General features: G+C 67.9%; 23 protein-coding genes. 7 read left to right on the top strand and 16 right to left on the bottom strand.

Annotated features, from left to right (window positions below; translation table 11 throughout):
• Positions 1-53: 53 nt before the first annotated feature.
• The 14 genes from MRBLST15_RS17115 to MRBLST15_RS17050 all read right to left on the bottom strand — a co-directional run bounded on the left by MRBLST15_RS17115 (position 54) and on the right by MRBLST15_RS17050 (position 13,627).
• Positions 54-2,399, bottom strand: a complete 2,346-nt coding sequence (locus MRBLST15_RS17115; protein WP_367786968.1) for an MMPL family transporter — start codon at positions 2,397-2,399, stop codon at positions 54-56.
• On the bottom strand, positions 2,392-3,021 hold the full coding sequence (locus MRBLST15_RS17110) for an outer membrane lipoprotein carrier protein LolA (RefSeq protein ID WP_251474322.1): 630 nt from the start codon (positions 3,019-3,021) through the stop codon (positions 2,392-2,394). Before MRBLST15_RS17110 ends, MRBLST15_RS17115 begins: the two co-directional genes overlap by 8 nt.
• Positions 3,018-3,449, bottom strand: coding sequence for an acyl-CoA thioesterase (locus tag MRBLST15_RS17105; protein WP_033832524.1), 432 nt, complete (start codon positions 3,447-3,449; stop codon positions 3,018-3,020). The genes MRBLST15_RS17110 and MRBLST15_RS17105 overlap by 4 nt, the downstream gene beginning before the upstream one ends.
• Entirely contained in the window at positions 3,436-4,986 is a 1,551-nt protein-coding gene (locus tag MRBLST15_RS17100) for an HAL/PAL/TAL family ammonia-lyase (protein ID WP_265951665.1), read from the bottom strand. Before MRBLST15_RS17100 ends, MRBLST15_RS17105 begins: the two co-directional genes overlap by 14 nt.
• Entirely contained in the window at positions 4,976-5,917 is a 942-nt protein-coding gene (locus MRBLST15_RS17095; RefSeq protein ID WP_367786966.1) for an acyltransferase, read from the bottom strand. The genes MRBLST15_RS17100 and MRBLST15_RS17095 overlap by 11 nt, the downstream gene beginning before the upstream one ends.
• A gap of 1 nt (position 5,918) precedes the next feature.
• Positions 5,919-6,689 carry a glycosyltransferase family 2 protein gene (locus tag MRBLST15_RS17090; RefSeq protein ID WP_367786964.1) on the bottom strand — a complete coding sequence of 257 codons (771 nt, stop codon included), beginning with the start codon at positions 6,687-6,689 and terminating at the stop codon, positions 5,919-5,921.
• A complete protein-coding gene (locus tag MRBLST15_RS17085) occupies positions 6,679-8,364 on the bottom strand; it encodes an AMP-binding protein (protein WP_312705390.1) in 1,686 nt (561 codons plus the stop codon). The genes MRBLST15_RS17090 and MRBLST15_RS17085 overlap by 11 nt, the downstream gene beginning before the upstream one ends.
• On the bottom strand, positions 8,357-8,908 hold the full coding sequence (locus MRBLST15_RS17080) for a hypothetical protein (RefSeq protein ID WP_265951669.1): 552 nt from the start codon (positions 8,906-8,908) through the stop codon (positions 8,357-8,359). The genes MRBLST15_RS17085 and MRBLST15_RS17080 overlap by 8 nt, the downstream gene beginning before the upstream one ends.
• Before the next feature lie 22 nt (positions 8,909-8,930).
• A complete protein-coding gene (locus MRBLST15_RS17075) occupies positions 8,931-9,188 on the bottom strand; it encodes an acyl carrier protein (RefSeq protein ID WP_025878014.1) in 258 nt (85 codons plus the stop codon).
• A gap of 16 nt (positions 9,189-9,204) precedes the next feature.
• Positions 9,205-9,462 carry a phosphopantetheine-binding protein gene (locus MRBLST15_RS17070; RefSeq protein WP_005411610.1) on the bottom strand — a complete coding sequence of 86 codons (258 nt, stop codon included), beginning with the start codon at positions 9,460-9,462 and terminating at the stop codon, positions 9,205-9,207.
• Complete coding sequence (locus tag MRBLST15_RS17065; RefSeq protein ID WP_089237756.1) at positions 9,449-10,246, bottom strand: lysophospholipid acyltransferase family protein; 798 nt, start codon at positions 10,244-10,246, stop codon at positions 9,449-9,451. The genes MRBLST15_RS17070 and MRBLST15_RS17065 overlap by 14 nt, the downstream gene beginning before the upstream one ends.
• The gene (locus tag MRBLST15_RS17060) at positions 10,239-10,985 is read right to left on the bottom strand and encodes a beta-ketoacyl synthase chain length factor (protein WP_367786958.1); all 747 of its coding nucleotides are present in this window, start codon (positions 10,983-10,985) and stop codon (positions 10,239-10,241) included. The genes MRBLST15_RS17065 and MRBLST15_RS17060 overlap by 8 nt, the downstream gene beginning before the upstream one ends.
• A gap of 229 nt (positions 10,986-11,214) precedes the next feature.
• Entirely contained in the window at positions 11,215-12,228 is a 1,014-nt protein-coding gene (cydB, locus tag MRBLST15_RS17055) for a cytochrome d ubiquinol oxidase subunit II (RefSeq protein WP_025878022.1), read from the bottom strand.
• Between the two features lies 1 nt (position 12,229).
• Positions 12,230-13,627, bottom strand: coding sequence for a cytochrome ubiquinol oxidase subunit I (locus MRBLST15_RS17050; protein ID WP_312705388.1), 1,398 nt, complete (start codon positions 13,625-13,627; stop codon positions 12,230-12,232).
• A gap of 292 nt (positions 13,628-13,919) precedes the next feature.
• On the opposite strand from MRBLST15_RS17050, the gene MRBLST15_RS17045 reads away from it, so the two are divergent.
• The 7 genes from MRBLST15_RS17045 to MRBLST15_RS17015 all read left to right on the top strand — a co-directional run bounded on the left by MRBLST15_RS17045 (position 13,920) and on the right by MRBLST15_RS17015 (position 22,715).
• A complete protein-coding gene (locus tag MRBLST15_RS17045; protein WP_367786956.1) occupies positions 13,920-16,292 on the top strand; it encodes a S9 family peptidase in 2,373 nt (790 codons plus the stop codon).
• Positions 16,289-16,708 (top strand): NUDIX hydrolase, encoded by a 420-nt coding sequence (locus tag MRBLST15_RS17040; RefSeq protein ID WP_367786954.1) that lies wholly within the window; start codon positions 16,289-16,291, stop codon positions 16,706-16,708. Before MRBLST15_RS17045 ends, MRBLST15_RS17040 begins: the two co-directional genes overlap by 4 nt.
• Positions 16,709-16,738: 30 nt before the next feature.
• Positions 16,739-17,302, top strand: a complete 564-nt coding sequence (locus MRBLST15_RS17035) for a hypothetical protein (protein ID WP_367786952.1) — start codon at positions 16,739-16,741, stop codon at positions 17,300-17,302.
• Positions 17,303-17,336: 34 nt separating this feature from the next.
• Entirely contained in the window at positions 17,337-18,458 is a 1,122-nt protein-coding gene (locus tag MRBLST15_RS17030) for a hypothetical protein (RefSeq protein WP_367786950.1), read from the top strand.
• A gap of 36 nt (positions 18,459-18,494) precedes the next feature.
• A complete protein-coding gene (locus tag MRBLST15_RS17025; protein WP_367786948.1) occupies positions 18,495-20,111 on the top strand; it encodes a hypothetical protein in 1,617 nt (538 codons plus the stop codon).
• Positions 20,112-20,165: 54 nt separating this feature from the next.
• Complete coding sequence (gene hemF / locus MRBLST15_RS17020) at positions 20,166-21,062, top strand: oxygen-dependent coproporphyrinogen oxidase (protein ID WP_265950990.1); 897 nt, start codon at positions 20,166-20,168, stop codon at positions 21,060-21,062.
• Positions 21,063-21,197: 135 nt separating this feature from the next.
• Positions 21,198-22,715: a hypothetical protein gene (locus tag MRBLST15_RS17015; RefSeq protein ID WP_367786946.1), complete on the top strand. Its 1,518-nt coding sequence runs from the start codon at positions 21,198-21,200 to the stop codon at positions 22,713-22,715.
• 53 nt (positions 22,716-22,768) lie between these two features.
• On the opposite strand, the gene MRBLST15_RS17010 is transcribed toward MRBLST15_RS17015, so the two are convergent.
• Together MRBLST15_RS17010 and polA are read right to left on the bottom strand one after the other, a co-directional pair.
• Positions 22,769-23,251: a DUF421 domain-containing protein gene (locus tag MRBLST15_RS17010; protein ID WP_089237785.1), complete on the bottom strand. Its 483-nt coding sequence runs from the start codon at positions 23,249-23,251 to the stop codon at positions 22,769-22,771.
• 315 nt (positions 23,252-23,566) lie between these two features.
• Positions 23,567-26,341: a DNA polymerase I gene (gene polA / locus MRBLST15_RS17005; protein WP_265950993.1), complete on the bottom strand. Its 2,775-nt coding sequence runs from the start codon at positions 26,339-26,341 to the stop codon at positions 23,567-23,569.
• Positions 26,342-26,345 lie beyond the last annotated feature (4 nt).

Below are 26,345 nucleotides of genomic sequence, written 5' to 3'. Positions count from 1 at the left end.
CTTGTTGCTCGATCAGGTGGAAAAGCGGAGGAATCGGAATGAAGCGTGTCCGTTCAGGCCGGCGGCACGTCATGCGGTGGCGGCCGGAACAGCGGCGAGATCAGCCAGACCAGGCCGATGCCGAACAGCAGGGTGAGCCCGAACGCGCGCAGCGCCGGCGTCTGCGAAAGACCCAGCAGGCCGAACGACAGCCAGGTGCTGGCCGCACCCACGCACACCGCCAGCCACGCACTGGCATCGCCGCGGTGCTCGATCAGGAAGATGCCGTAGTCGATGCCCATGCCCAGCAGCAGCATCAGAGCCAGCACGTTGAACAGCTGCAGCGGCTGGCCGAACAGTCCAAGCAGGCCCAGAGTGAGCGCACCGGCCACCAGGGTGGGTGCGAACACGCGCCAGGCCTGGCGCCGATAGCGCAGCCACAGGGCGCCGAACACCAGCACGATGCCGACCAGCAGCAGGCCGCCCATCAGCTTGCGGTAATGGCCGAGCAGCTGCGAGAAATCAGCGGTGCGGTCGACCCAGCGCACGCCGTCCAGTCCTTCGGCAGCGCCACGCAGGGTGGCCAGCGCATCGGCACGTGACAGGTCATCGACCATCACCACGCTGATCATCTGCCCGCCTACGTTGCCCACCCACAGGTGGCGGAATGGCTGCGAGGCCGGCGAAGCGAGGAAGGCCTCGGCGCTCAGCGGCGCTGCTGCGAATGCAGGGCGCTGCAGGGGCTCGCCCACTGCTTCGCCAACCGCGGCCAGCACACCCGGTTCCACCCGGGCGGTCAGCGCCGCATCGGCCTGCTGTCGCGCGGGCGACGGCAGCCAGTCGCTGATCGCGCGGTAGCCGCCGATGCGCTTGTCGTGGGTCAGTTCACGCAGGCGCGTGGTCAGCGCTTCTTCGCGTTGCAACAGTTGTGCGGCATCGCGGCCCTGCACCAGGTAGAACTGCGCCGGGCTGGGCATGCCCAGCAGCTGGCTGAGGCGGATCTGCTGGGCCATCAGTGCCGGTGGTGACGACTGCAGGCTGCGCAGGTCGTCATTGCTCTGCAGGCGCGCGATGCCGATGGCCGACACCAGCGCGGCCATGCCGAGGAAGATCGCCACCGGGCGACGCCCGTGCAGGCGCGGGAAACGCTCCAGCGTATTGCCCAGCCACTGCGCGAAGCGGGTGGTACGGATCTCGCCACCGTCCAGCCACGGGAACCAGAAGATCACCGTGAGGAAGGCAGCGGCCAGGCCGACCACCGAGAACAACGCCATCTGCCGCAGGCCGGGGAACGGCGCCAGGCCCAGTGCCAGGTAGGCCAGCGCGCTGGTCAGCAGGGCAAGCCACAGGCCTGGCAGCAGATGCCGCAGCAGCTTCCAGCGGCGGTCGGCCGGCTCGGCCTGGCGCGAAGCGAACCAGTGGATGCCGTAGTCCTCGGCCACGCCAACCAGCGAAGCACCGAACACCAGGGTCAGCACATGCACCTTGTCGAACACCAGCACGGTGACCGCCAGCGCCACGCCACAACCGATCAGCAGCGAGGCGGCGACCAGCAGGATCGGCCGCAGCGAGCGGAATGCCAGCCACACCAGCAGCAGCACCGCGGCCAGCGAACCCCAGCCGATGGTGTTGATCTCCTGGTTGGCCTGCACCGCGGCCGCTTCGGCATGCAACGGCACGCCGGCATGCAGGATCTCCAGATCCGGCGCAGCGGCCTTGGCCGCCTGTCCGGCGCGTTCGAGCAGGCCGTCGAGATGGCGCTCGCCATCGAGCCTGAAGGCCGAGCCCGGCGTATCGAACTGCAGCGCCGCCCAGTGCTTGCCCTCGGCCTCCAGCAGACCGTCATCGCCCAGGCGCAGCCCGGAGCCCTGCGCCTGCTGCTGCCACCACTGTGGCCACAGCGACAGCGGATCCTGCCGCCACTCGGTCAGGCGCGGCGCGCCCATCGGGCCGTACAGCGCACCCAGCGCCTGTTCGGCCAGCGCAGCGGGTTCGGCCTGTTGCAGCTGCTCGCGCTGGGCCGGGGTCAGCAGGCGGTCGCGGTACGGTGCGTAGAACGCACGCGCGTCATCGAACCAGCCTTCGATCGAACCACTCGGCACCAGCAGCGCGCTGTCGGCATCGCTGGCCATCGCCGCAGCGAACGCCGCCTGCGCGCGCTTGGCAGCGGCTCCGTCGGTGCTGCCGAGCAGCACCACCACCTGCCGCGAGCTGCCATCGGCGATGCGCCGGGTGACGTCGCTGAGCAGACGGTCATGCGCGTCCTGCGGCAGCAGGGCGAGGATGTCGGTGTCGATCCGCGACTCCTGGCTCCACAGGCGCCACTGCTGCGCGCCCAGCACCAGCAACAGCAACAGCCAGGCGATGCCCAGCCAGTGCCACCAGCGGCGCAGGCGATCCGGTGCGGCGCTGTCACTCAAAGCGGCGCGCCTCGTCGGCGTTCAACGTGGCCGGCGCTTCGCTCAGCGCGGTGAACTGGATGCGGGTGCGATCCTGGTTGGCTTCGATGATCTCGACCTGGCGCACGTAACGGTCGCCCTGCAACGTCAGCGACTGGAAGGCTTTGGCCAGCATCGCCGACTTCGGCGTCAGTTTCAGGCGCCAGCCCTGCCCTTCACGCGTGGCCTCGACATTGAACTGGCTGGACAGTGCCTGCACGTCGCCGCTCATCAACGCGAACATGATCGCGTTGACCGAGCGCATCGCTGGCTGCTGGCGCGCGTCCAGTTCGACGCGGGTGCTGCCATCGCGCTGGCGGCTGAGGATGCGGTCGGCGGTGACCACTACCTCGGACGGGAACGGCTTGAGCGTGGACCAGATAACGCCATGCTTGCGCGCGACCACGAACTGGCCCTGCGAGCGCAGCGGGTTCTTGAAACCGCTGACCTGCTTTTCCTGGGTGAACTGCCCGCGCAGCACGTCCGGCCGGGCGACGGCCTGGGTGATGGCATCGACGGCGGGATCTGCCGCCTGCACCAACGGCGCGGCGACCAGCAGCAGCGCGCACAGCAGCACGCGCGGGAGACGAAGGGATCGGATCACGGGGCAGGCACTCCAAGACGCTGCCACAGCACCGGCGGGCACTGGTACAGCATTTCCTTGCTGGCCGCGTCGACCGCGACCTGGATGGTCATCGCGCGGGTCAGCACCTGGCCGCTTTCCGCATCGAGGATCTCGTATTCGATCTTCAGCCGGTTCTCCCACTCGACGATGCGCGAGCGCACGCGCAGCGCCTGGCCGAACAGCAGCGGCCGCACGTACTTCACCCGCGCATCGACCACCGGCCACAGGTAGCCCGATTCGAGCATCTGCGGATAGTCGTAGTCGTAGCGTTTCAGCAACGCACAACGGGCGATCTCGAAGTACTTGAAGTAGTTGCCATGCCAGACCACGTTCATCGGATCGCAGTCATGGAACGCAGGGGCCAGCTCGATTTCGCCGACCAGTTCGTTGCCTTCATTCACCGACATACAGCTCCCAGCGTTGCGCGCGGATCTCCACCAGCAGTTCCCGCAGTTCGCGATCCAGCGCGCGGTCTTCTTCGACCAGGGCGATGCGCTGCCCCAGGTCGGCGTACATGTCGGCCAGACTGCCATGCAACTGCGCGTTCATGCCAACCCGTTCGCGCAGTGCCAGCCCCTGGCGGGCGGCGATCAGCATCGCGGCCACCACCTGTTCAGTCAGTTCGATCACGCGCAGGCAGTCGCGCGCGGCGATGGTGCCCATGCTGACCTTGTCCTGGTTGTGGCATTCGGTGGAACGCGAGAACACCGAGGCCGGCATGGTCTGCTTCAGTGCCTCCGCCGTCCATGCCGAAACGCTGATCTGCAGCGCCTTCAGGCCGTGGTTGATCGCTGCGCGCGGGCCGGTGGCCGCCGACAGATTTGCCGGCAGGCCGTGGTTGTAGCGGGCATCGACCACCAGCGCCAGCTGCCGGTCGAGCAGGTCGGCGATGTTGGCCACGGTGTTCTTCAACGTATCCATCGCCAGCGCGATGTGGCCGCCGTAGAAGTGGCCGCCGTGCAGGATGCGCTCGCCGTCGGCATCGATCAGCGGGTTGTCGTTGGCGCTGTTCAGCTCGGTTTCGATCAGCTGGCGCAGGAACGGCAGCGTGTCTTCCAGCACGCCGATCACGTGCGGCGCGCAGCGCAGCGAGTAGCGGTCCTGCAGGCGCTGCTCGTTGCGCGGCGGGCGCTCGCTGTGCAGGTCGCTGCGCAGGCGCGCGGCAATGCGCGACTGCCCCGGGTGCGGCTTGGCGGCGAACAGAGTTTCATCGAAGTGGTGCGCGTTGCCGTCGCTGGACAGCACGTTGAACGCGGTCAGGCGCGTGGCCATGCGCGCCAGGTAGTCGGCGCGCTGCCAGGCCAGGCAGGCCAGGCCGGTCATCACCGCCGTGCCGTTCATGATCGCCAGGCCTTCCTTCGGCCGCAGCTTCAGCGGGGTCATGCCGATCTTCGCCAGCACCTCGGCCGCCGGCTGCACGCGGCCGTCGTGCAGCACCTCGCGTTCGCCGCACAGCACGGCTGCGACGTACGACAGCGGGGTCAGGTCGCCACTGGCGCCCACCGAACCTTCGGCGGGAATCAACGGCAGCACATCGTGCTGCAGCAGCGTGGCCAGGCCTTCCAGCAACGGCACGCTGACGCCGGACATGCCACGCACCAGCGAGGCCAGGCGCGCGGCGAGCACGGCGCGGGTCTCGGCCGGGTCCAGATAACGGCCCAGGCCGCAGCCATGGTAGGTGTACAGGTGGTGCGGCAGTTCGGCGACCAGTGCCGGCGGAATGTTCACCGTGCACGAATCGCCGTAGCCGGTGGTCACCCCGTAGATGACGCCATCCTCGCGCAGCAGGCGGTCGAGGAAGTCGGCACCACGCTGGATATGGGCGCGGAACGCCGGCACATCGCTCAGCGCGGCCTCGCATCTGCGCTGGGCCAGGGCGACCACGTCTTCGATGGTCAGCGGTGCATCGCCGAAACGGCACACGGGTACGGCGTCAATCGTCATGAGGAGCCTGATCCCAGAAGGGGAAGAAATTGAACCAGTCCAACGGGGACTGGATGACTTGGAGTTCCAGCCAGTGCGCGAAGCGCTGCGCCTGTTCGGCCAGTGCGGCATCGCGCGAACCGCGCGGCAGCACCACGCGCTCGGCGAACTGTTCGAATGCCACCCGATAGCCGTCGCCCTGGTGCAGGCACGACATCGTGTAGACCGGGCAGCCCAGCGCGGCCGCCAGCACGTAAGCGCCGATCGGGAACGGCGCACGGTGGCCGAGGAAATCGGCCATCACGCTGCGCCCGCCCTGCACCGGCACGCGGTCGCCGACGATGGCGACGAAGCCACCGGAGGCGACCTTTTCGGCGAGCATCACAGCCGTGGCCGGGCCCATTTCGGTGACCTGCACCAGCTCCACCGCAGCCAGCGGGTCCAGCCGCTGCAGCAGGCGGTTGAAGCGCTGCGCGTGCGCGGTGTGCACCAGCACGGTAATGCGGAACCCCGGCACCTGCTCGGCCAGCACCTGGCACAGTTCCAGGCAGCCGATGTGCGCGGTCAGGATCAGGCCGCCTTCGCGGCGCGCGATCTTGCCCAGCACCAGGTCGCGCTGCAGACGGATGCGCTCGGGCGGATAGCGGCCGCCAAGGCCCAGAATCTTGTCCAGCATCGTGTCGGCGAAGCTGAAGAAATGGCGCAGGCTGTCGCGCCAGGTCGGCGCATGGCCAAGCGCGCCGGTATGCGCCTGCAACCGCTGCAGGTACTGCATCGAGGCCTGGCGACCGACGCGGTTGCCGAGCCAATGGCAGGCCACCACCGGCCCTACGCACAGGCGGAACGGCCAGCGCCCGAACCAGCGGTGCACCCAGCACAGGAACAGTACGCCGGCCACCGAGGTGGACTCGCCGATATCGGCCCAGTGCGGGGCGTTCTGCGCGCGCCTCATCTCAGCCCCGCCCCTGCAGGCGGCGCCACAGCAGGCGCGGCGCACGCCAGAGCATGCCGAAGAACAGCCGGGTATGCATGCGGCTGATGCGCACGTTGTCGCGCCACACATCGAAATGCGAAACGCCGTCGGCCGGATAGGTCACGCGCGTGGCCAGATGCTCGACCGGTACCTGCCGCCAGTACAGGCGGACCATCACTTCGGTATCGAAATCCATGCGCCGGCCGATGGTCTCTTCGCCGATCAGGCGCAGCACCGGCGGCAGCGGATACACGCGGAATCCACACATGGTGTCGCGCAGGTGCAGCGACAGCGTGTTGATCCACACCCAGATGTGGGTGGCGTAGCGACCGTACAGGCGGGCCTTCGGCACGCTGGCATCGTAGGCGGGAATGCCGCAGATCACCGCGTCCGGGTGGGTACGTGCGGCATCGATGAAACGCGGCAGGTCGCCGGTATCGTGCTGGCCGTCGGCATCGATCTGCAGCACGTGGGTGTAGCCACGACGCTGCGCTTCAGCGAAACCGGCAAGCATCGCCCCGCCCTTGCCCTGGTTCACGTCCAGCCGCAGCAGGTCGACGCCCGCCCGCTGCGCCAGTTCCCGCAGCACCGCCGCGCACGAGGGCTGCGAGCCATCGTCGACCAGCAGGCAGGACAGACCCGCGGCCTGCACACCATCAACCACCGCGGCGATGGCGTGTTCGTGGTCGTACACGGGAATGACCACCAGCGGCGCGAACGCGCCGCCAGCGGTGGCCGGGTCAATGCGCATCGGCGAAGACCACCCTGCCGCTGGCGTGCACGCCATGCACGGAGGTATAGCGGAACGTCAGCACGCCGCGTTCGGCGTCCCACTGCAGTTGCAGGGTCAATTCGTCGCCGGGGCGGGCCACGCGCTGGAACTTCACCGCATCCATGCGCTGGAAACCGGTCGGCAGCACGAAGGCCTGACGACCGAAGCGCACCGCCCAATCCAGCTGGGCCACGCCGGGCAGGATCGCCGCCTGCGGGAAGTGGCCCTGGAACGCGCGCAGCGCGGGGTCCAGCGTCATCCGCAGAGTGGCCTCCGCCTCTTCGCGACAGTCCCAGACCGGCACCGGCATCAGCGGCTGGAACAGCGCGACCAGTGCCGCCTGGGTGACCTTGCCCTGGGCATTGATCGGCAACGATTCGACCAGGCGCCAGCGCCGCGGCCGGGTGACCGCATCATGGCCCTGCGCCAAGCGCGCGCCCAGCCGCTGCCCCAGCGCGCGCCGTGCGCTGTCGCCGGCACGTGCCAGCGCCGGATCAGCCGGCACCACCACGGCCGCCAGCTGCTCGCGCTGGCCCTGCAGCACCAGTACGCGCGCGTCCTCGACTTCAGGGTCCTCGCGCAGCGCGCGCTCCAGTGCGTCCAGCGAAACGCGCCGTTCTTCGATCTTGACGATGCGGTCGGCGCGGCCCAGCAGGCGGAAGCGGCCATCGGCCAGTGCTTCCACGCGATCCTGGGTGCGCCACCAGTCCGACGTCTCCAGGTGCGGCGAGGCGACCGCCAGGCAGTCCTCCTCGATCCGCCACTGCACGCCCGGCAACGGCCGCCACGGCGGTGCATCGGAGTCCCAGCGGCGCCATGCGATGCCGCCGGTTTCGCTGCTGCCGTACACCTCGGTGGGCGCCACGCCCAACCACTGGCGGACCTGGCGCGCGGCGTCCTCAGGCAGCGGGCCGCCGGAAGAGAACACCGCACGCAGGCGACCGTGCAGGCTGGCCCAGTCGAGCTGTTCGGGCAGGCGCTTGAGATGGGCCGGGGTGGCGACCAGCACCGTATCGGTACCGGCCAGCGCGCCCACCAGGTCTTCGTGGAAGAAGCGCCGGGGCTGGATCGCACGACCGGCAGCCAGCGGCCACAGCACGCGGAACAGCAGGCCATAGATGTGCTGGTGGGAGACGGTGCCATGCACCTGGGCGCCATCGAGCTGGGCGCCGAACGCGGCCTGCAGGGCATCGACCTCGCGCGCCAGCTGGTCCAGCCGCTTGCTGATCGCGCTTGGCTGGCCGGTGCTGCCGGAGGTGAACACGCACAGTTCGCAGCCCCGCTCGTCCAACGGCAGCAGCGCCGCATCGTCGGCAGCGTCAGCGGCCTGCAAGGGCTGGTAATCGGCCGACAGGTCACCTGCAAAACCACTCACCTGCGGCTGCAGCGCCAGCAATGTCGCGGGCAGGTTGTCGGCAGCCAGGAACACCCGCTTGCCGGCGTGCCAGGCACCGAACAACGCGGCAGCGAAGGCCACGGTGTCATCGAAGTAGAGCGCCCAGTCGCGGCCTTCGGCAGTGCTGAAAGCGTCACGCCAGGCCAGTACGCGCAGGCGGAAGTCGACGTGGTCGACGGCGATGCCATCGCAGACACCGATGTCGCGGCCGGGCTGCGCCGTGATCAGCAGCCGATCCAGGGCGATCCAGTCAGCCATGCGCGTGCGCTGCCTTGACCCGACGCCGTACCAGCCATTCGCCCCCGAACAACAATCCCATCATCACGTACGCCAACAATCCGTTGTAGAGCATCCAGACCCGGTCCGACGCATACAGCGCGGTGAGCAGGGCGAGACCACCATTGAGAACGAAAAAGCCACACCACACCTGGGTGACGCGACGGGTATAGATCACCGCGAACGGTGGCAGGTCCGGCTCCTGCAGGCGCGCCAGGCGTTCCACCAGCGGTGGACCGAAGCGCAGGCTGGTGGCGAACACCGTCAGCATCACCACGTTCACCAGCGCCGGGTACAGCTTCAGCGGCAGCGCCTGGTTGAGCACGGTGGCCAGGCCTGCCAGCAGGCCTGCGCCGGCGGCGGCAGCCCACCACAAGGGCTGGCGGGTGCTCAGCGCGCGCAGCAGGGCCAGCGCGAACAGCAGCAGCGCCAGCCAGCGCGGCTCAAAGCGGCCCATCGCCACGTAGACCAGCACCGGATAGGCAAGCGAAATCGCTGCCACCACGACCATGCGTGCCCGTGCCATGGTCGCGGCGTCCGTGCTGCTGTCAGGCAGCGGCCTGACCGGGCAGCAGGCCATGCACGACATCAACGATGTCCTGCACGGTGCGCACGGCCTTGAACGCTTCAGGCTGCAGGTTGCGGCCGAGCAGCGGCTTGAGCTGCACGATCAGGTCCACCGCATCGATGCTGTCGATGTCCAGGTCGTCGTACAGGCGCGACTCCGGGCTGATCCGCGCCGGCTCGATCTCGAAGCTGTCGGTCAGGATGCGGACGATGCGCTCGAACAATTCATTCTTGGTCATGGCAGTTCCTGGCGCCTTACGACTGGCGGGCGGCGACGAACTCGCCGAGCGCGCGCACGCTGGAGAAATGGCGACGGGTTTCTTCCGAGTCGGCCGAGAGGCTGACACCGTACTTCTTCTGCAGCGCCAGGCCCAGTTCCAGCGCATCGATCGAGTCCAGGCCGAGGCCTTCCACGAACAGAGGCGCGGTCGGATCGATGTCCTCCGGGGTGATGTCCTCCAGCGAAAGCGAGGAAATGATCAATTCCTTGATCTCGTGCTCAAGTGCTTGCACGGGTCGGATCTCCAGACAGGTCGAAATAACGAGTGAGGTGGTCGGTGACGCGACGGGCCGCCAGGGCATCCCCCCTTGGCGAGTCATCTTCGGCCAGGAACGGCGCGATCGGGATATCTTCGCCGATCTGCAGCTGAACGTGAAAACGACGTGAGGGTACACGATACCACTTCTGGCCCTTGGTCAACGTCGGCGGCGTGCAGGTGATGCGCACCGGGGTGATGTCCAGGCGCCCGCGCACGGCGATGTTGGCGGCGCCGCGCTGCAGCCGCAGCGGCTGCCCAGGCACGCTGCGGGTACCTTCCGGGAAGATGACCAGGGTGCCGCCGGCATGCACGGCCGCCGCGCAGTCATCGACCAGGCCGGCGCCGTCGTCATTGGAGATGTAGCCCGCCGCACGCACCGGGCCGCGCATGAACGGGTTGCAGGCCACCGCCCGCTTGACCACGCAGTCGGCGTTGGGCAGCAGGGCGATCAGGCAGACCACGTCGATCAGGGTCGGGTGGTTGGCCAGCACCAGCAGGCCATCGCGCTGCAGGCGCTCGCGCCCTTCCACCTGCAGGGTCATCACCCCCAGCCGGCACATCAGCCACACGTGGCTGGCGAAGGCGCGCTGGACCAGCCTGCGGGCCCGGCGGCGACGCGCCACCGGGTCGCGCATCAACAGCAGCACCGGCATCACCAGCACGCCCAGCAACAGGCCGCCGACGCCAAACGCGGCGAAGCTGAGGCCGGTGCCGAACACCCGCCAGGCATGATCGAGGCGGCGCAGCGCCTCAGCCACGGCGGCGCCAGGACCAGCGCTGGCCCTGGGTCACGTGCTGCAGCAGCGGATCCCCGGCCAACAAGAAGCGGTGCAGGTCCAGCGCATGCGGCAACACGCCCGGAGCGCTCGGATCGGCGTCGGCGGCGACCTGCCAGGACAGCGAAAGATCGGTGCCACCGGCGGTGCCGGCAGGCGCCAGACGCCAGCACCAGGCGAAGAACGGGTCGGGTTCGTCGGCGAATTCGGCGTAAACGTCGGGCAATGGCGACTCATACACCACGATCCGCACTTCACGGGCACCATCACCGAGCAGGCCGACGGTCTCCAGGCACGCCGCTTCCACCGTCGACTGGCCGGCCGACAGCGCCAGGTAGTTGCCACGGTGGCCGCGGGCGATCGAATACAGCGCGGCGATCGCGTTGTGCACCGACAGGCCGAAGCCGGTGGGCGACAGCGGCTGATCGGCCACCAGCGAGCCCAGCAGGTCCATCGAACGGGCAACATCGCCATGGCGGCTGGCGAACACCAGCGGCACCTGGCTGTCAGCGCCCTGCCCACCCTCGCACCAGCACGCGGCCTGGATCGCCATGCGGCCCAAGCGCTCGATACGGCGGCGCTGCATGGCCGGAATCTCGGCCAGGGCCGGCGTGTCCTCGCCCTGCGGCAGGAACGGCGACCCGGCCCAGCCCATCCATTGGCTACGCTCGGTCAGGCCAGGCGCCCAGGCGGCCCAGTCGACAACGGAAAATTCGATCATTACCGGTGATGTTTCGATGGGCGAACGAGAGTCTCGAGCCATTACGGCGACACGCGGCTGCCCCCCATTCCTGCAGCCATGCATCCGTCCAGGACGTCGCCGGCTGCCCCCCTGGCTGCCGGAAAGGAGCGCACGCTAGCACGTCCGACACAGGGATGACATGTTTCACAAAACACAACGGGGAACGGTCAGCGACCGTCCCCCGCGTGGATTGATCCAGCTAACGGATTCAGTGATAGCCGGCGTCGGCGCGCACCTTGCCGCGGAACACCCGGTAGGACCAGGCCGTGTAGCCCAGGATCACCGGCAACAGCACCACCAGCCCAACCAGTGTGAAGCCCAGCGAAGAGGCCGGCGCGGCGGCCTGCCACAGCGTCATCGACGGCGGCAGCAGGTACGGCCACATGCCCAGTACCAGGCCAGCGAAGCCGAGCACGAACAAGGCCAGGCTGAGCAGGAATGGCGGCAGATCGCGACGCGGATGGGTGGCACTGCGCCACAGCGCGATGGCCACCGCCAGGGTCAGCAGCGGCACGGGCGACAGCCACCAGAAATTGCCGTCGCTGAACCAGCGGTCCATCAGCCGCGACTGTAGGAACGGCAGCCAACTGCTGACCAGGCCCATCGCCGCGATCACCGCCACCACCAGCGGCCGGGTCATCTGCCGGGCCAGCGCCTGCACGCGCCCTTCGGTCTTCAGGATCAACCAGGTACTGCCCAGCAATGCGTAGCCGGCCACCAGCGCGGCACCGGTCAGCATCGCGAACGGGCTGAACCAGCCGAACGCGCCGCCCTGGTACACGCCATCGACCAGCGGCAGGCCCTGCACCAGCGTGCCGAGGATCACACCCTGGGCAAAGGTGGCCAGCAGCGAGCCGAGGCCGAACGCCACGCTCCACAGCCGCCGCGAACGGTGCGCCTTGAAACGGAACTCGAAGGCCACGCCACGGAACACAAGCGCCACCACCAGCAGCAGCACCGGCAGGTACAGCGCCGACAGCAGCACCGCGTAGGCCTTCGGGAACGCCGCCATCAGGCCGGCGCCGCCGAGCACCAGCCAGGTCTCGTTGCCGTCCCAGATCGGCGCGGCGGTGTTCATCATCAGGTCCAGCTGTTCCTCGTCCTCGGCGAACGGCGCGAGGATGCCGATGCCGAGCACGAAGCCGTCCAGCACCACGTACATCAGCACGCCGAAGCCGATCACCGCGAACCATGCCACCGGCAGCCAGGTCATCAGGTCCATGTCAGCGCTCCTCCAGCGGTTCGTCGGCGGCCGACAGCGGCCGCGCCGGGGTGTGGCTGCCATGGTCCAGCGACGGCCCTGCGTCGTACGGCTGTGGGCCATGGCGCAGGATCTTCACCAGGTACCAGATGCCCCAGCCGAACACGAAGGCATAGCCGACCACGTACACCGTCAGCGACAGCGCGGTCATCCATGCACTCTGCGGGCCCACCGCATCGGCGGTGCGCAGCACACCGTAGACGACCCACGGCTGCCGTCCCATCTCGGTGACGAACCAGCCCGATATCAGCGCGATGAAGCCACTGGGCAGCATCCAGTTCCAGCCGCGCAGCAGCCACGGCGAATCCAGCAGCTTCTTCCGCCACAGCTGGAAGGCCGATACCCAGGCCAGCACCAGCATCAGCGTGCCCAGCCCGACCATGATGCGGAAGGCGAAGAACACCGGCGTCACCGGCGGCCGCTCGCTGGCCGGCACCGAGGTCAGCGGATCAAAGGTGCCGTCCAGGCTGTGGGTGAGGATCACGCTGCCGAGCTTCGGGATGGCCACTTCGAAGTCGTTGCGTTCCTCCTTTTCGTTGGGCAGCGCGAACACCACCAGCGGCACGCCCTCGCCCTCCTTGGTCTCATGCCAGTGCGCTTCCATCGCCGCGATCTTCATCGGCTGGTGCTTGAGCGTGTTCAGGCCGTGCATGTCGCCAACGAAGATCTGCACCGGCACGGTCAGCGCGGCGAACGCGACGGCGGCGATCAGCATGCGCCGGCCCGCTTCCACGTGCGTGCCCTTGCGCAGGTACCACGCACCCACGCCACCAATCACGAAACAGGTGGTGATGAACGAGCCCAGCGCCATGTGCGCGAGGCGGTAGGGGAACGAGGGATTGAACACCACCTGCCACCAGTCCACCGGATGCACGATGCCGTTGACCATCTCGTAGCCAGCCGGCGTGTGCAGCCAGCTGTTGGACGACAGGATCCAGAACGTAGAGAACAGCGTGCCCAGCGCAACCATGCAGGTGGACAGGAAATGCAGGCGCGGCGAGACCCGGCCCCAGCCGAACATCATCACGCCGAGGAAGCTGGCTTCCAGGAAGAACGCGGTCAGCACTTCGTAGGTCAGCAGTGGGCCGATGACCGTGCCGGCGACCTCGCTCAGCCGCGGCCAGTTGGTGCCGAACTGGAAGGCCATGACGATGCCGCTGACCACGCCCATGCCGAACGACACCGCGAAGATCTTCTGCCAGAAGAAATACAGCTCGCGCCACACGGGCAGCTTCGTGCGCAGCCAGCGCCATTCGATGAAGGCCAGCCAGCTGGCCGTGCCGATGGTGAAGGCCGGGAACAGTACGTGGAAACTGATGACGAATCCGAACTGGATCCGCGACAACAACAACGCGTCCAAGGGACGCCTCCTGCCAGGTGCCGGTGGGATACCAGACCACTTTAGGGGGATATCGTTAAGCCGGGATGCGACCGGGTGACGCGCTGCTTCACTTTGTCGCAGGTTGATAAGGTGCCCGTACCAGCTCCTGCTTCAGGACGTGGTGCACGGTGCAGGTTCAGGAGAGTGGATGCGCGGCCCTGCCTGCCGGTTGCAGCGCTTTGCCGATCCCGCTGCCATGACCTGTGGCCCCTTCCCCCGTCCTTTGCGGCTGCTACGCTTGCCCGGTTTCCTCTTCTGGTGCTGTCCGCCCATGTCCCGAGTGCTGCCCCTGTCCCTCCTGCTGTCTGCCGTGCTGGCCGCTCCGGCCGCCCAGGCCGCGCCGACGCCGATCACCATCGAACAGGCCATGGCCGACCCGGACTGGATCGGTCCGCCGGTGGAGAAGGCCTGGTGGTCGTGGAACAGCCAGCAGGTGGAGTACCAGCTCAAGCGCAACGGCAGCCCGGTGCGCGACACCTTCCGCCAGCCGGTGGCCGGTGGCGTGGCCGCACAGGTGGCCGATGACCAGCGCGGCAGCCTCGACGTGGCCGATCCGGTCTATGACCGCAGCCGCAGCCGCAGCGCATTCGTCCGCAATGGCGATGTGTTCGTGCGCGACCTGCGCAGCGGCGCGCTGACCCAGCTGACCCGCAGCAACGAACGCGCCGCCGGCGTGAACTTCGCCGCCGACAACGGCGTGATCTGGCGCGTCGGCCAGAACTGGTTTCACTGGACCGCCGCCAGCGGTGTGCAGCAGGTGGCCAGCCTGAAGGCCGACAAGGATCCGAGCACGCCGCCGAAGGCCGACGTGCTGCGCGACCAGCAGCTGCGCACGCTGGAAACCCTGCGCCGCGACCGCGAACAGCGCGAGGCGCTGAAGGACCAGGACCAGCGCTGGCGCCAGGCCGACCCGACCCGCGCACCGGGCCCGGTGTTCCTGGGTGCCGACGTCGAGATCGTCGACAGCGTGCTGTCGCCGGACCTGGGCCACCTGATCGTGACCACCAAGCCGAAGGACTTCGATGACGGCCGCGGCGGCAAGATGCCGCTGTACGTGACCGAGTCGGGCTACGAGGAAACCGAGGACACCCGTCCCCGCGTCGGCCGCAACGGCTTCGAGCCGCACACCCTGTGGTTCGTGGATGTACGCAGCGGCAAGGCCGAGAAGCTGTCGCTGTCCAGCCTGCCGGGCATCGGCACCGATCCGCTGGCCGAGCTGCGCCGCAAGGCCGGCAAGGACGCGCTGAAGGGTGACCGCAGCGTGCAGGTGATGAGCGACTTCATGGGCGGTGGCATCCGCTGGAGCGCTGATGGCCAGCAGGCCGCGGTGATGCTGCGCGCCAACGACAACAAGGACCGCTGGATCGTCAGCGTTGCCGCTGCCGACGGCCGCGTGCAGAACCGCCACCGGCTGACCGACAACGCCTGGATCAACTGGGGCTTCAACGATTTCGGCTGGATGGCCGATGGCCGCACGCTGTGGCTGCTGTCCGAGGAATCGGGCTTCTCGCACCTGTACACCCAGGCCGGCGGCGGTAAGCCGCAGGCGCTGACCAGCGGCAAGTGGGAAACCTCGGCGCCGGTGCTGTCGGCCGACGGCAAGGGCTTCTACTTCCTGTGCAACCAGCAGGCCCCGCATGACTACGAAGTCTGCGCGGTCGATACCACTGCCCGCCAGGTGCGCGAGCTGACCAACCTCAATGGCGTGGAAGATTTCTCGCTGTCGCCGGACGGCCAGCAGTTGCTGGTGCGCTATTCCGGCGCCTACCTGCCGGCGCAGCTGGCGGTGGTGCCGAGCACCGGCGCTGGCCAGGCGCGCGTGCTGACCGATACCCGCAGCGCCGAGTACAAGGCGCGCCAGTGGATCCAGCCGAAGCTGGTGGCGGTGCCGTCCAAGCACGGCGCCGGCGTGGTCTGGGCCAAGTACTACGAGCCGGAAAACAAGGAACCGGGGAAGAAGTACCCGATCGTGATGTTCGTGCACGGTGCCGGCTACCTGCAGAACGTGCACCAGCGCTACCCGGCCTACTTCCGCGAGCAGATGTTCCACAACCTGCTGGTGCAGAAGGGTTACATCGTGCTGGACATGGACTACCGCGGCAGCGAGGGCTACGGCCGCGACTGGCGCACGGCCATCTACCGCAACATGGGCCACCCGGAACTGGAAGACTACAAGGACGGCCTGGACTGGCTGGTCGACACCCAGCAGGGTGACCGTGACCATGCCGGCATCTACGGCGGTTCCTATGGCGGCTTCATGACCTTCATGGCGCTGTTCCGCTCGCCGGGCACGTTCAAGGCCGGTGCCGCGCTGCGCCCGGTGGTCGACTGGCACCAGTACAACCACGGCTACACCAGCAACATCCTCAATACCCCGGACATCGATCCGGAGGCGTACCGCGTGTCGTCGCCCATCGAGTACGCACAGAACCTGCAGGACAACCTGCTGATCGCCCACGGCATGATGGACGACAACGTGTTCTTCCAGGATTCGGTGAACCTGACCCAGCGCCTGATCGAGCTGCACAAGGACAACTGGTCGATCGCGCCGTACCCGCTGGAGCGCCACGGCTACGTGCGTGCCGACTCCTGGCTGGACCAGTACAAGCGCATCCTCAAGCTGTTCGAGCAGAACCTGAAGTGAGTGCTGCCGCGGCCACGATCCACATCGTGGCCGCGGTCATCCTCGATGATCGCGGCCGGGCGCTGGTGGTGCGCAAGCACGGTGCCAGCCGCTTCATCCAGCCGGGCGGCAAGCCCGACCCGGGCGAGGCACCGCTGCAGGCACTGGCACGCGAACTGCACGAGGAACTGGGCGTGCGGTTGGATGCCGCCTCGGCCATCGCACTGGGCAATTTCGAGGACTGGGCGGTGAACGAGCCCGGCCACCGCGTGCAGGCACAGGCCTGGCGGGTGTGGATCGAAGGTGAGCCGTGCGCACGTGCGGAGATCGCCGAACTGGCCTGGGTACCGCTGCAGCCGCCGCACGGCCGGCCCTTGGCACCCTTGAGCGAACACCATATCCTGCCGGCGGTCGCTGCCCTGGCGACGGCCCGCTGACGAGGCGGGCATCGCTCACCCGGACAACGGATGTCAGCCTCGATTCCCCCGATTCCCGCGCCCACCCCACCGCCACCCAACAACTGGGTCGCTGCGGTGGCGCAGGGCTCGTTCTGGCTGAGCCTGCTGGTCACCCTCTACTTCGTCGCGCAGGCGCTGATGGCCGCAGTGCTGGCCCGCACCGGGTTCTGGACCACGCTGGTGACACTGGCGTGGGAGCAGCAGCTCGACGGCAGCCTGTTGTGGATGCTGAAACACCCAGCGGCCACCTCGCTGCTTGTTGCCCTGCTCTGCCTGGTCTCGACCCTGGCCAGCTGGGGCCTGTGGCGCGGTCGCCGGTGGGGCCTGTGGGCCTATGTGTGGATGCTGGGCCTGAGTGCGTTGGCCAACTTCGTGATCGCCTGGTGGCTGGACCGCCTGCTGCTGGTGTTGATCGCGCTGCTCGCCAGCGACCCGACGGCGCAGCATGAGCTGCAGGTGCAGCGCGTGCTGTTCACCATGACACTGGTCGGCACCTCGGTGTTGTTCGCGGGCCTGCAGGGCTGGCTGGGCTGGCGCCTGCTGCGGCCGGATATCCGCGCGCGTTTCCACTGAGTCGCGTCCGTTCCCGCACGACAAGGATCGTCGCATGCGTTTGTTGAACTTCCTCCCCACCTTGTTCCTGCTCATCGCACTGCCTGCCGGTGCCGATGCGCTGCGGTGCGGCGAATACCGCAGTACCGATGGCGGCATGGCGCTTGTGTTCACCACCCCCAGTACCGGCTACCGCCACAACGACATCGGTGAGCCGGAGCCGCTGTGGGTCGATCGCAGTGCGGCGCGAACCCGGCTGGTCATGCTCGACGATGGCGTGGCGGAGCCGTTCCGGATCAGTGCCGATGGGCAGCGCATCGAGGACGACGTCGTCACGGTCTACACCCTGCGCCAGGCGCGCGCCTGCGCCATCGAACCCACCGCGATGGACGGCAGCTGCCGCGCCGCCGGCAGCCACTGCATCGCGCAGCTGCCCACGGCCTCGCCCGGCCAGGCCAAACGCGCGTGCAACGAAGGCGTTGGCGCGGGCTGCTCGACGGTGCTGCGACAGCTGCGCGATGCAGTGACTGCGATGGGAAGCGACGACATCGGCCCCGCGCGCTTCGACCGCCCGCCCGTCTGCCGCGAACACACGCCCGGGCATGACCCAGCAGCCTGCGAGGCGCTGACCGATGATGCGCTGGTTGCCGCCGTGCAGCGGGTGGGTGAACGCCTGCAACAGGAAGACGAAGACACGCTGGATTCGCCCCTTCCGGCCGCTGCACGCGATCGCCTGCAGCAGCTGTGCCTGCAGCAGCGTAGTGGCCGCTTCTGCGTGGAAGTAGCCGCACAGCAGTTGGATGCACTGGAACCTGCGCTGGCGGTGCAGGCCCTGCAGGTGGTCTGCGATGCGGGGCGCGTCAGCGCCTGCGAACGTACCGCACCATTGCGTGAACTCGGTGCCGATCTGCGCCTGGTGCCGCTCCTGCAGGTGCCCTGCGGCCGCTATCAGGCCGACGGTGGCGTGATCGAAACGCTCGACTTTAGCGATGGCACACGCGCCCGCTTGCAGGAAGGCGCCGTCCACCTGCAGCAGGACGGTGAAACCCTTGTGCTGCGCCAGCTCGGCAACGGCGACCTGCTCGGCATGGACACGCAGACCGGCTACCAGCGCTACCAACCCGTGTCCGGCACGGCACAATGCACGCCCCCGCGCGAGGGCCGTGGTTCGCCCTAGCGCCTGGAGTGTCCCGTTCGATCGCAAGGAGACGACATGCCTTCACCCGTACCACATCGCCGCTGGCTGGCCTGGGCGTTGCTGCTGGCCACGCCGATGGCTGCTGCACAATCGCCACAATGCGGCCTGTTCAAGGCCGATGAAGGCAGCAGCACGCTGCGTATCAGCTCACCCAATCGCGGCGAGCAGAAGCATTTCGGCAGCGCGCCGTCTCCGGTCGCCTTCCAGCGGATCGACGGAAAGCTGCAGCTGGTGAGCCTGGAATACGGCCTGCCCAGCGCGCTGCAGGTGCGCGATCGTGGCCGCACCGTCGAAGTGGATGGCACGGTCTACAGCCTGCAGACGCCGGCACAGTGCGCTGCGGCAGCCGCACCTGCCGCTGGCAGCTGCCTGGCCGATGCGGCGGCGTGCCTGGACAATCGCACCATCGCCCCGCTTTCCGTTCTTGAATCGGCCTGCCAGGAAGGCGTGCCGGGCATGTGCCTGCAGTTGGCTGATCGTTGGCACGATGAGGCCAAACCGGCGGTCGACGCCGATCCTGCCGTGCAGAAGGCTGCGCTCGACGCCGCCCTGTCCGGCATTGACCTTCCTGCCGCCTGCCACGACGGCGGCTTCGAGCAGGGAACTCCGGCCTGTGCCGCAGCCCTGGAGGCCGCCCCTGCGGTGCAGGAGCAGCTGGTCAAGGCAGCGATGACCGCAGCCATGACCGAAGCAGTGGTGACGATGGCGGCGCCGACCGCGCCGGTGATCATTCCGGCTGAGCGCCGCCAACAGCTGCTGCAGCTGTGCCGGAAGGTACCGCACGGCGGCTTCTGTACCCGCGTGGCTGAGCTCTCCTGGGAAGCGGGAGATCCCAAGCAGGCGGTGCAGGCACTGGCTGCGGCCTGCACACCCGGCAATGAAACCTCTGCCTGCGAGCACCTGCCTGCGCTGCAGGCGGTGGGCGCATCGCTGCGACCGCAGCCCGCAACGGTCCTGCCCTGTGGCAACTACCGGTCCGACGGCGGCCTGATGGACACGCTGGATTTCGGTGACGCCGGTCTGGTCGGTGTTGGCTGGAGCAGCCAGCTGCGTGCGCGCGTCGAGGGCGGCGACATCCGTATCCGCCATGACAAGGGCGGTGACTTCGTGCTGCGTCCGCTGCCGGGCGGCCAATTGCTGGGCCTGGACAGCTGGACCCGCTTCCAGGTGTTCGCTCCCACGGGTGAGGGCGCAACCGGCTGCAGCGCACCGAAGCAGTACACGGTGCTGCCGCTGCCACAGGATTGCCCGCTGGCACTGGCCGATGGCGGTGGTGCCGAGGCCTGCTGCGCACAAGGCAAGCTGCAGGGCTGCAACATCCTCGGCAACCGCCTTGCGCTGTCCGGGAACTGGCTGCAGGCCGCCGAACACTACACCACGGTCTGCCGCGCCGGTGTCCGCGAGGGGTGCGAGAACCTGGTCACCGCGCAGGGCAACGGTGCCGGTGTGGACGCACGTGCAACCCTGGAACAGCTGTGCAAGGCCGACCGCAACGGCCTCCACGTGGCCTGCGACGTGCTCGAAACACAGAACTGGAAGCTGATCGTTCTGGGGGGCGCCCTGCAGAAGGCGGCCGACGAGGCGGCAGTGGAAGACACCCCAGTGCCGCGCAGTTCCAACCGCAAGCGCTGAGTCCGCCAGGGCCTGCCCGCAGCTTCGGGCAGGCCCTGCGGTAAAGTACGCGCCATGAACGAATTCGAGCGCGTGCGCGCCTACCTTACCGACCTGCAGGACCGGATCTGTGCGGCCATCGAGGCCGCCGATGGCCGGGCACGCTTCCAGGAAGACCTGTGGCAGCGTGCCGAGGGCGGTGGCGGGCGCACCCGCGTGCTGCGCGATGGCGCGGTGTTCGAACAGGCCGGCATCGGCTTCTCCGACGTGGCGGGCAGCCGACTGCCGCCGTCTGCCTCGGCCAACCGGCCGGAACTGGCCGGCGCCTCGTGGCGCGCCACCGGTGTGTCGCTGGTGTTCCACCCGCTCAATCCCTACGTGCCGACCACCCACGCCAACGTGCGCTTCTTCCAGGCGCAGCGCGATGGCGAAGTGGTGGCCAGCTGGTTCGGCGGTGGCTTCGACCTGACCCCGTTCTACCCGTTCGACGAGGACGTGCAGCGCTGGCATCGGGTGGCACGCGATCTGTGCGCGCCGTTCGGTGAAGAACGCTACGCCGCGCACAAGCGCTGGTGCGATGAGTACTTCTTCCTGCGCCATCGCAACGAAACACGTGGCGTGGGCGGTCTGTTCTTCGACGACCTGCACGGCGATTTCGAGCGTGATTTCGCCTACCTGCGCGCGGTCGGCGATGGCTTCCTCGATGCGTATCTGCCAATCGTGCAGCAGCGCAAGGACACGCCGTACGGCGAACGCGAGCGCGAGTTCCAGCTGTATCGCCGTGGCCGCTACGTCGAGTTCAACCTGGTCTACGACCGCGGCACGCTGTTCGGCCTGCAGAGCGGCGGCCGCAGCGAGAGCATCCTGATGAGCCTGCCCCCGCGCGTGCGCTGGGAGTACGGTTTTACCCCGGAAGACGGCAGCGCCGAAGCGCGCCTGGCCGATTACCTGGTGCCACGCGACTGGCTGTAGCCCCAACTGGCGCAACGTACCGACGCGCCCTCCGGCGATATGGTCCCGCCCCACGGGCGGCACTTTGCCGGGCGGCAGCCGTCGCTGCGTTGCTCAACCTGTTTCCCTCCCCCCTTTGACTCAAGGAAGACCGTGATGACTGTTGTTGTTTCACCGCGCCGCTGTAGGACAGCCGGGCGCGCTCTGCTGCTGATGCTGGCCGCGACAAGCCTGCCGGCAGCCGCGCAGTCGATGGCCTGCGGCGTCTACGCACAAGACGATGGCGCGGCCACCCTGACCATTGAAAGCGAGGCCCATGGTTTCATTTCCAGTCCGTACCAGGCAACCGAACGGCTTCGACTGGTGCGCCAGGATAACTTGCTGGGCACGGGGAACCTGTCCACCGGACGCCTGGAAAACTGGGAATTCAGCGACAGCGATCGCACGATCTCGGGCGGGTACCACACCTTTCAACTGAAGACGGCGGCGGTCTGCAAACCGGTACCGGAAATGGTCGAAGGCAGCTGCATGGCCGATACCAGCGACTGCCTGGAAGCACTGCCCGAGGCCGCGCCCACGCAGCTGCACGCCTGGTGCAGCGAGGGCGTGGAGGCGGCCTGCACCCAGTTGCAGGAGACCTACCAGCGCCAGGCCAAGGAGGCGCAGCCGCAGCGGGCCGGGACGGAGCCGCCCATGCCCGCCTTCTGCCGGGATGATGCGCCTGCCGATGAAGCCGAGGCCTGCCTGGCAGTCATGAAGGTCATGGCCAGCGAACTGATGGGGATGTCGGTGCTCGGCCTGGAAGGGTCGCCGGACGCACCGCTGCCTGCGCCGCAGCTGGATGAACTGGCGGCGTTGTGCGCGCAGCAGCAGGGCGAGGCGTTCTGCAGCAACGTTGCCGAAGCACTGTGGAACGGTGGGCGCCCCCAGCAGGCCGCCGAGGCGCTGCAGCGTTCCTGCGCGCAGCGCGCGGACACCTACGCCTGCGGTCCCGCCAAGGCACTGGCGATGGTTTCCCGGCAGCCGCCGTCGGCACTGGCTGCGGTGACAGCCACCACGCTTCCCTGCGGACGCTTCGAGGCCGGCTACGGGCTGCTGTCGAACCTGCGCTTCCTGGATGGCGGCCTGGTCGAGGTGGCGGGCATCGGCACCCGCCTGCGCGCGCGCGTGCAGGACGGGCGGATCCTGCTCCGGCGCGATGTCGGCAGCGATTTCGTGCTGCAACCCTTGGCCAACGGCAACCTCGTCGGTATCGACAAGGACAACCGTTATGGCTACTACGAGCGCATGGACAAGGCCGCATCAAGCTGCCAGCCGCCGGTGGCGTTCGTGGAAATCCCACAGCCGCTGGACTGCCCCACCGTGGCCCGCAAGGGCGGTGCCGCCGCCTGCTGCGACGACGGCAAGCTGCTGGGTTGCAAGGTGGCAGGTGAGGAACTGCACAGCGCGGAGAAGTGGGCGCAGGCCCAGCCCTATTTCATCAAGCTGTGCAGCGCCGGCGTGCGCGGTGGTTGCCTGGGACTGGCCGCAGGCTATGCCCACACCGGCGATCCCAAGGTGCCGCAGACGATGGCCGCCATCTGCGCCAAGGACGGCAAGGGCACGCATGTGGCCTGCGACATCGACGCGACCCGTGACTGGGCAGGCATGAAGGCGCAGGCGGCCGAACAGTAGACCGTATCGGCGTGGGTCGCAGGAATACTGCCTCCGGCCCACGCTGTGGCGCGTCAGTCGTCCTTGCGCTTGGGAATGATGGTGATGTGGCCGTTGGTCTCCAGCAGCGCCAGTTCCACCTCTTCCACGCCGATGCAGCTCTGCTGGCGCATGGCGACCTCGAAATCGGCGCGGCTGACCAGCTCGCGCCGCAGCACGCTGTCGAAGAGCTTGCCGTTGCGCGCGATCACCACCGGTTCGCCCTCGATCAGCCGTTCCATGCGGCGGCTGCGGGCGGTGATCCAGCCCACGCCGTAGTTCAGCAGGATCAGCGTAGCGGCCAGCAGCAGGCCACCGGCCAGCGACGTATCGGTGCCCAGCAACGCGTTCTGCACCGCGTTGCCGAGCAGCACGATCAGCAGCACGTCGAACGGCGTGACCTGCCCCAGCGCGCGCTTGCCGCTGAGCCGGACCATGCCCAGTACCACGGCATAGACCACCACCGCGCGCAGGATGAATTCCCACCAAGGCATTGCCAGGGCGAACAGGTCGGGCATTGCGGGTTCCCCTGCTGAGCAATGGCCCAGCGTGGCGCAGCAGCGCACAAATAAAAAGCCCCGCTGACCAGGGGGAGGTCAACGGGGCCGGGGAACGGGTGCTTGGGGAGGAGCCCCCGTTCCGAGATCTGCTCCAGGGGATGGGAGAGATCCACAACAGGCATTGCGCCTGTCGGGAGTTATAGAAGCACTCCGAACACTAACGGTTCGTGAAGGGGCCCAATTTAATAAACGACCATCAGGGAAACATTCATGTTCGAGTCAGAAATATCACGCAAATGAACGAATTCACGGCGTTTTCGGCCTGAATGCGACTCAGTGCGCCTCATCCCAGTTACTGCCGGTGCCGGTATCGACCACCAGCGGTACGCGCAATTGTGCTGCTTGCGACATGTGCTGCACGACATTGCTGCGCAGTTCTTCGATGAATCCGGTCTCGGCTTCGAATACCAGTTCATCGTGCACCTGCAGGATCATCCGCGCCGGCGCGCCACTGTCGCGCAGCCACTGATCCACCGCGACCATGGCGCGCTTGATGATGTCGGCGGCCGTGCCCTGCATCGGGGCATTGATCGCCGCACGTTCAGCGCCGGCACGCAGGCCCTGGTTGCGTGCATGAATGTCGTTCAGGTACAGGCGGCGACCGAACAGGGTCTCCACGTAACCCTGCTCCCGGGCCTGCTCGCGCATGCGCTCCATGAAGTCGCGTACGCCCGGATAGCGGCTGAAGTACAGCGCCACGTAGTCCTGCGCCTGGCCGCGGTCGATGCCCAGGTTGCGGGCCAGCCCGAACGCGCTCATGCCGTACATCAGGCCGAAGTTGATCGCCTTGGCCGCGCGACGCTCGTTGCTGGTCACTTCTTCCAGCGTGCGGCCGAACACCTCGGCGGCGGTGGCGCGATGCACGTCGGCGCCCTGCTCGAAGGCGCGCACCAGGCCCGGGTCTCCGGACAGGTGGGCCATGATCCGCAGCTCGATCTGCGAATAATCGGCCGCCAGCAGCTGGAAACCTTCCGGGGCGATGAACGCGCGGCGGATGCGGCGGCCGTCCTCGGTGCGGATCGGGATGTTCTGCAGGTTCGGATCGGACGAAGACAGGCGGCCGGTGGCGGCGCCGGACTGGTGGTAACTGGTGTGCACCCGGCCGGTGTCCGGGTTGACCATCTCCGGCAGTTTGTCGGTATAGGTGCTGCGCAGCTTGGCCAAGCCACGGTATTCCAGGATCACCCGCGGCAGCTCGTGCTGCTCGGCAATCGCCTCCAGCGCCTCTTCATTGGTGCTGGGCTGGCCCTTGGGGGTCTTCACCACCGCCGGCAGCTTCAGTTCGTCGAACAGCACCGCCTGCAGCTGCTTGGGCGAATCCAGGTTGAAGCTGCGCCCGGCCAGTTCGGTGGCCTTCTGCTGCGCGGCCAGCATGCGCGAGGACAGGTCCTGGCTCTGACGGCGCAGTTCGTCGGTATCGATCCGCACGCCATTGGCTTCGATGCTGGTCAGCACCGGCACCAGCGGCATCTCGATGCTGCGGTACACGCTGTCCAGGGTCGGTTCGGCCAGCAGCTGCGGCTGCAGCGCGTGGTGCAGGCGCAGGGTGATGTCCGCGTCTTCGGCGGCGTAGCGGCTGGCCTCGTCGATGCCCACCTGCGAGAACGAGATCTGCTTGGCACCCTTGCCGGCCACCTCCTCGAACTTGATGGTGTTGTAGCCCAGGTAACGCAGGGCCAGCGAATCCATGTCGTGGCGGGTGGCGGTGGAATTGAGCACGAAACTCTCAAGCATCGTGTCGTCGTGGTAGCCCTGCACGTCCACGCCATGGCGGCGCAGCACGTGCAGGTCGTACTTGCCATGCTGGCCCAGCTTCTTCTTCGCCGGATCCTGCAGCACCGGCCGCAGCGCGTCGAGCACCTGCGCCAGCGGCAGCTGTGCCGGCGCGCCTGGGTAGTCATGGCCGACCGGGATGTAGGCAGCCTTGCCCGGCTCCACCGCCAGGCTGATGCCCACCAGCTGCGCGCGCATCGCATCCAGTGCGTCGGTCTCGGTATCGAAGCTGATCAGATCGGCCTGCTGCACGCGCGCGACCCAGGCCTGCAGCTGCTCTGTGGTCAGCACGGTCTCGTACTCGCCGGGCGCTGACAGCGCAGGATCGAGCTCGCCCGCCGGCGGCGCTTCGGCGCTGCCGCGGGCAAAGCCGGCCGCGGTGCCGCGCAGGCTCGGGGTGGCCTCGCTGACCTGCGCCGGTGCGGCGATCGGACCACCCAGTTCCTTCAACGCCTGGGTGAAGCCGTAACGCAGGTACAGCTCGCCCAGCGTGGACACATCCGGGTCACGCAGGGCCAGCGTGGTCGGGCTGGCATCCAGCGCGACGTCGGTGCGGATGGTCACCAGCTCCTTGTTCAGCGGCAGCCGCTCCAGCGCGGCGCGCAGGTTCTCGCCGATCTTGCCCTTCATGGTTGGCGCGGCCGCGATCACCCCGTCCAGATGCTGGTATTCGGCCAGCCACTTCGCCGCCGTCTTCGGCCCGCACTTCTCCACGCCGGGCACGTTGTCCACGGTGTCGCCCATCAGTGCCAGCAGGTCGACGATCTGGTCGGCACGCACGCCGAACTTGTCCATCACCGCCGCGTCCGAATCCATGCGGCTGCCGGTCATGGTGTTGACCAGTTCGATGCCCGGCCGGACCAGCTGGGCGAAATCCTTGTCGCCGGTCGAGATGGTGACCTTCAGGTCCTGTGCCACGCCCTGCAGGGCCAGGGTGCCGATCACATCGTCGGCCTCCACGCCATCGATGCGCAGGATGCTGATGCCCAGCGCTTCGACAATGCGGCACATCGGCTCGACCTGGCTGCGCAGTTCATCGGGCATCGGCGGACGGTTGGCCTTGTACTGGTCGTACAGGTCGTCACGGAAGGTCTTGCCGGGGGCATCGACGACGAACGCGACGTAGGCCGGGCGTTCCTTCAGCGTCGAGCGCAGCATGTTGACCACGCCGAACAGCGCGCCGGTGGGCTCACCCTGTGCATTGGACAGGGGCGGCAGCGCGTGGAACGCGCGGTACAGGTAACTGGACCCGTCGATCAGGACTAATCTGCTCATGCGA

Origin of the sequence: Stenotrophomonas sp. LST15-1-1.1 (genome assembly GCF_040815575.1) — a bacterium.
Lineage (GTDB): Bacteria > Pseudomonadota > Gammaproteobacteria > Xanthomonadales > Xanthomonadaceae > Stenotrophomonas > Stenotrophomonas lactitubi_B.
The sequence above is the reverse complement of the archived record's forward strand: the minus strand, read 5'-3'. Positions and strand labels throughout refer to the sequence as shown.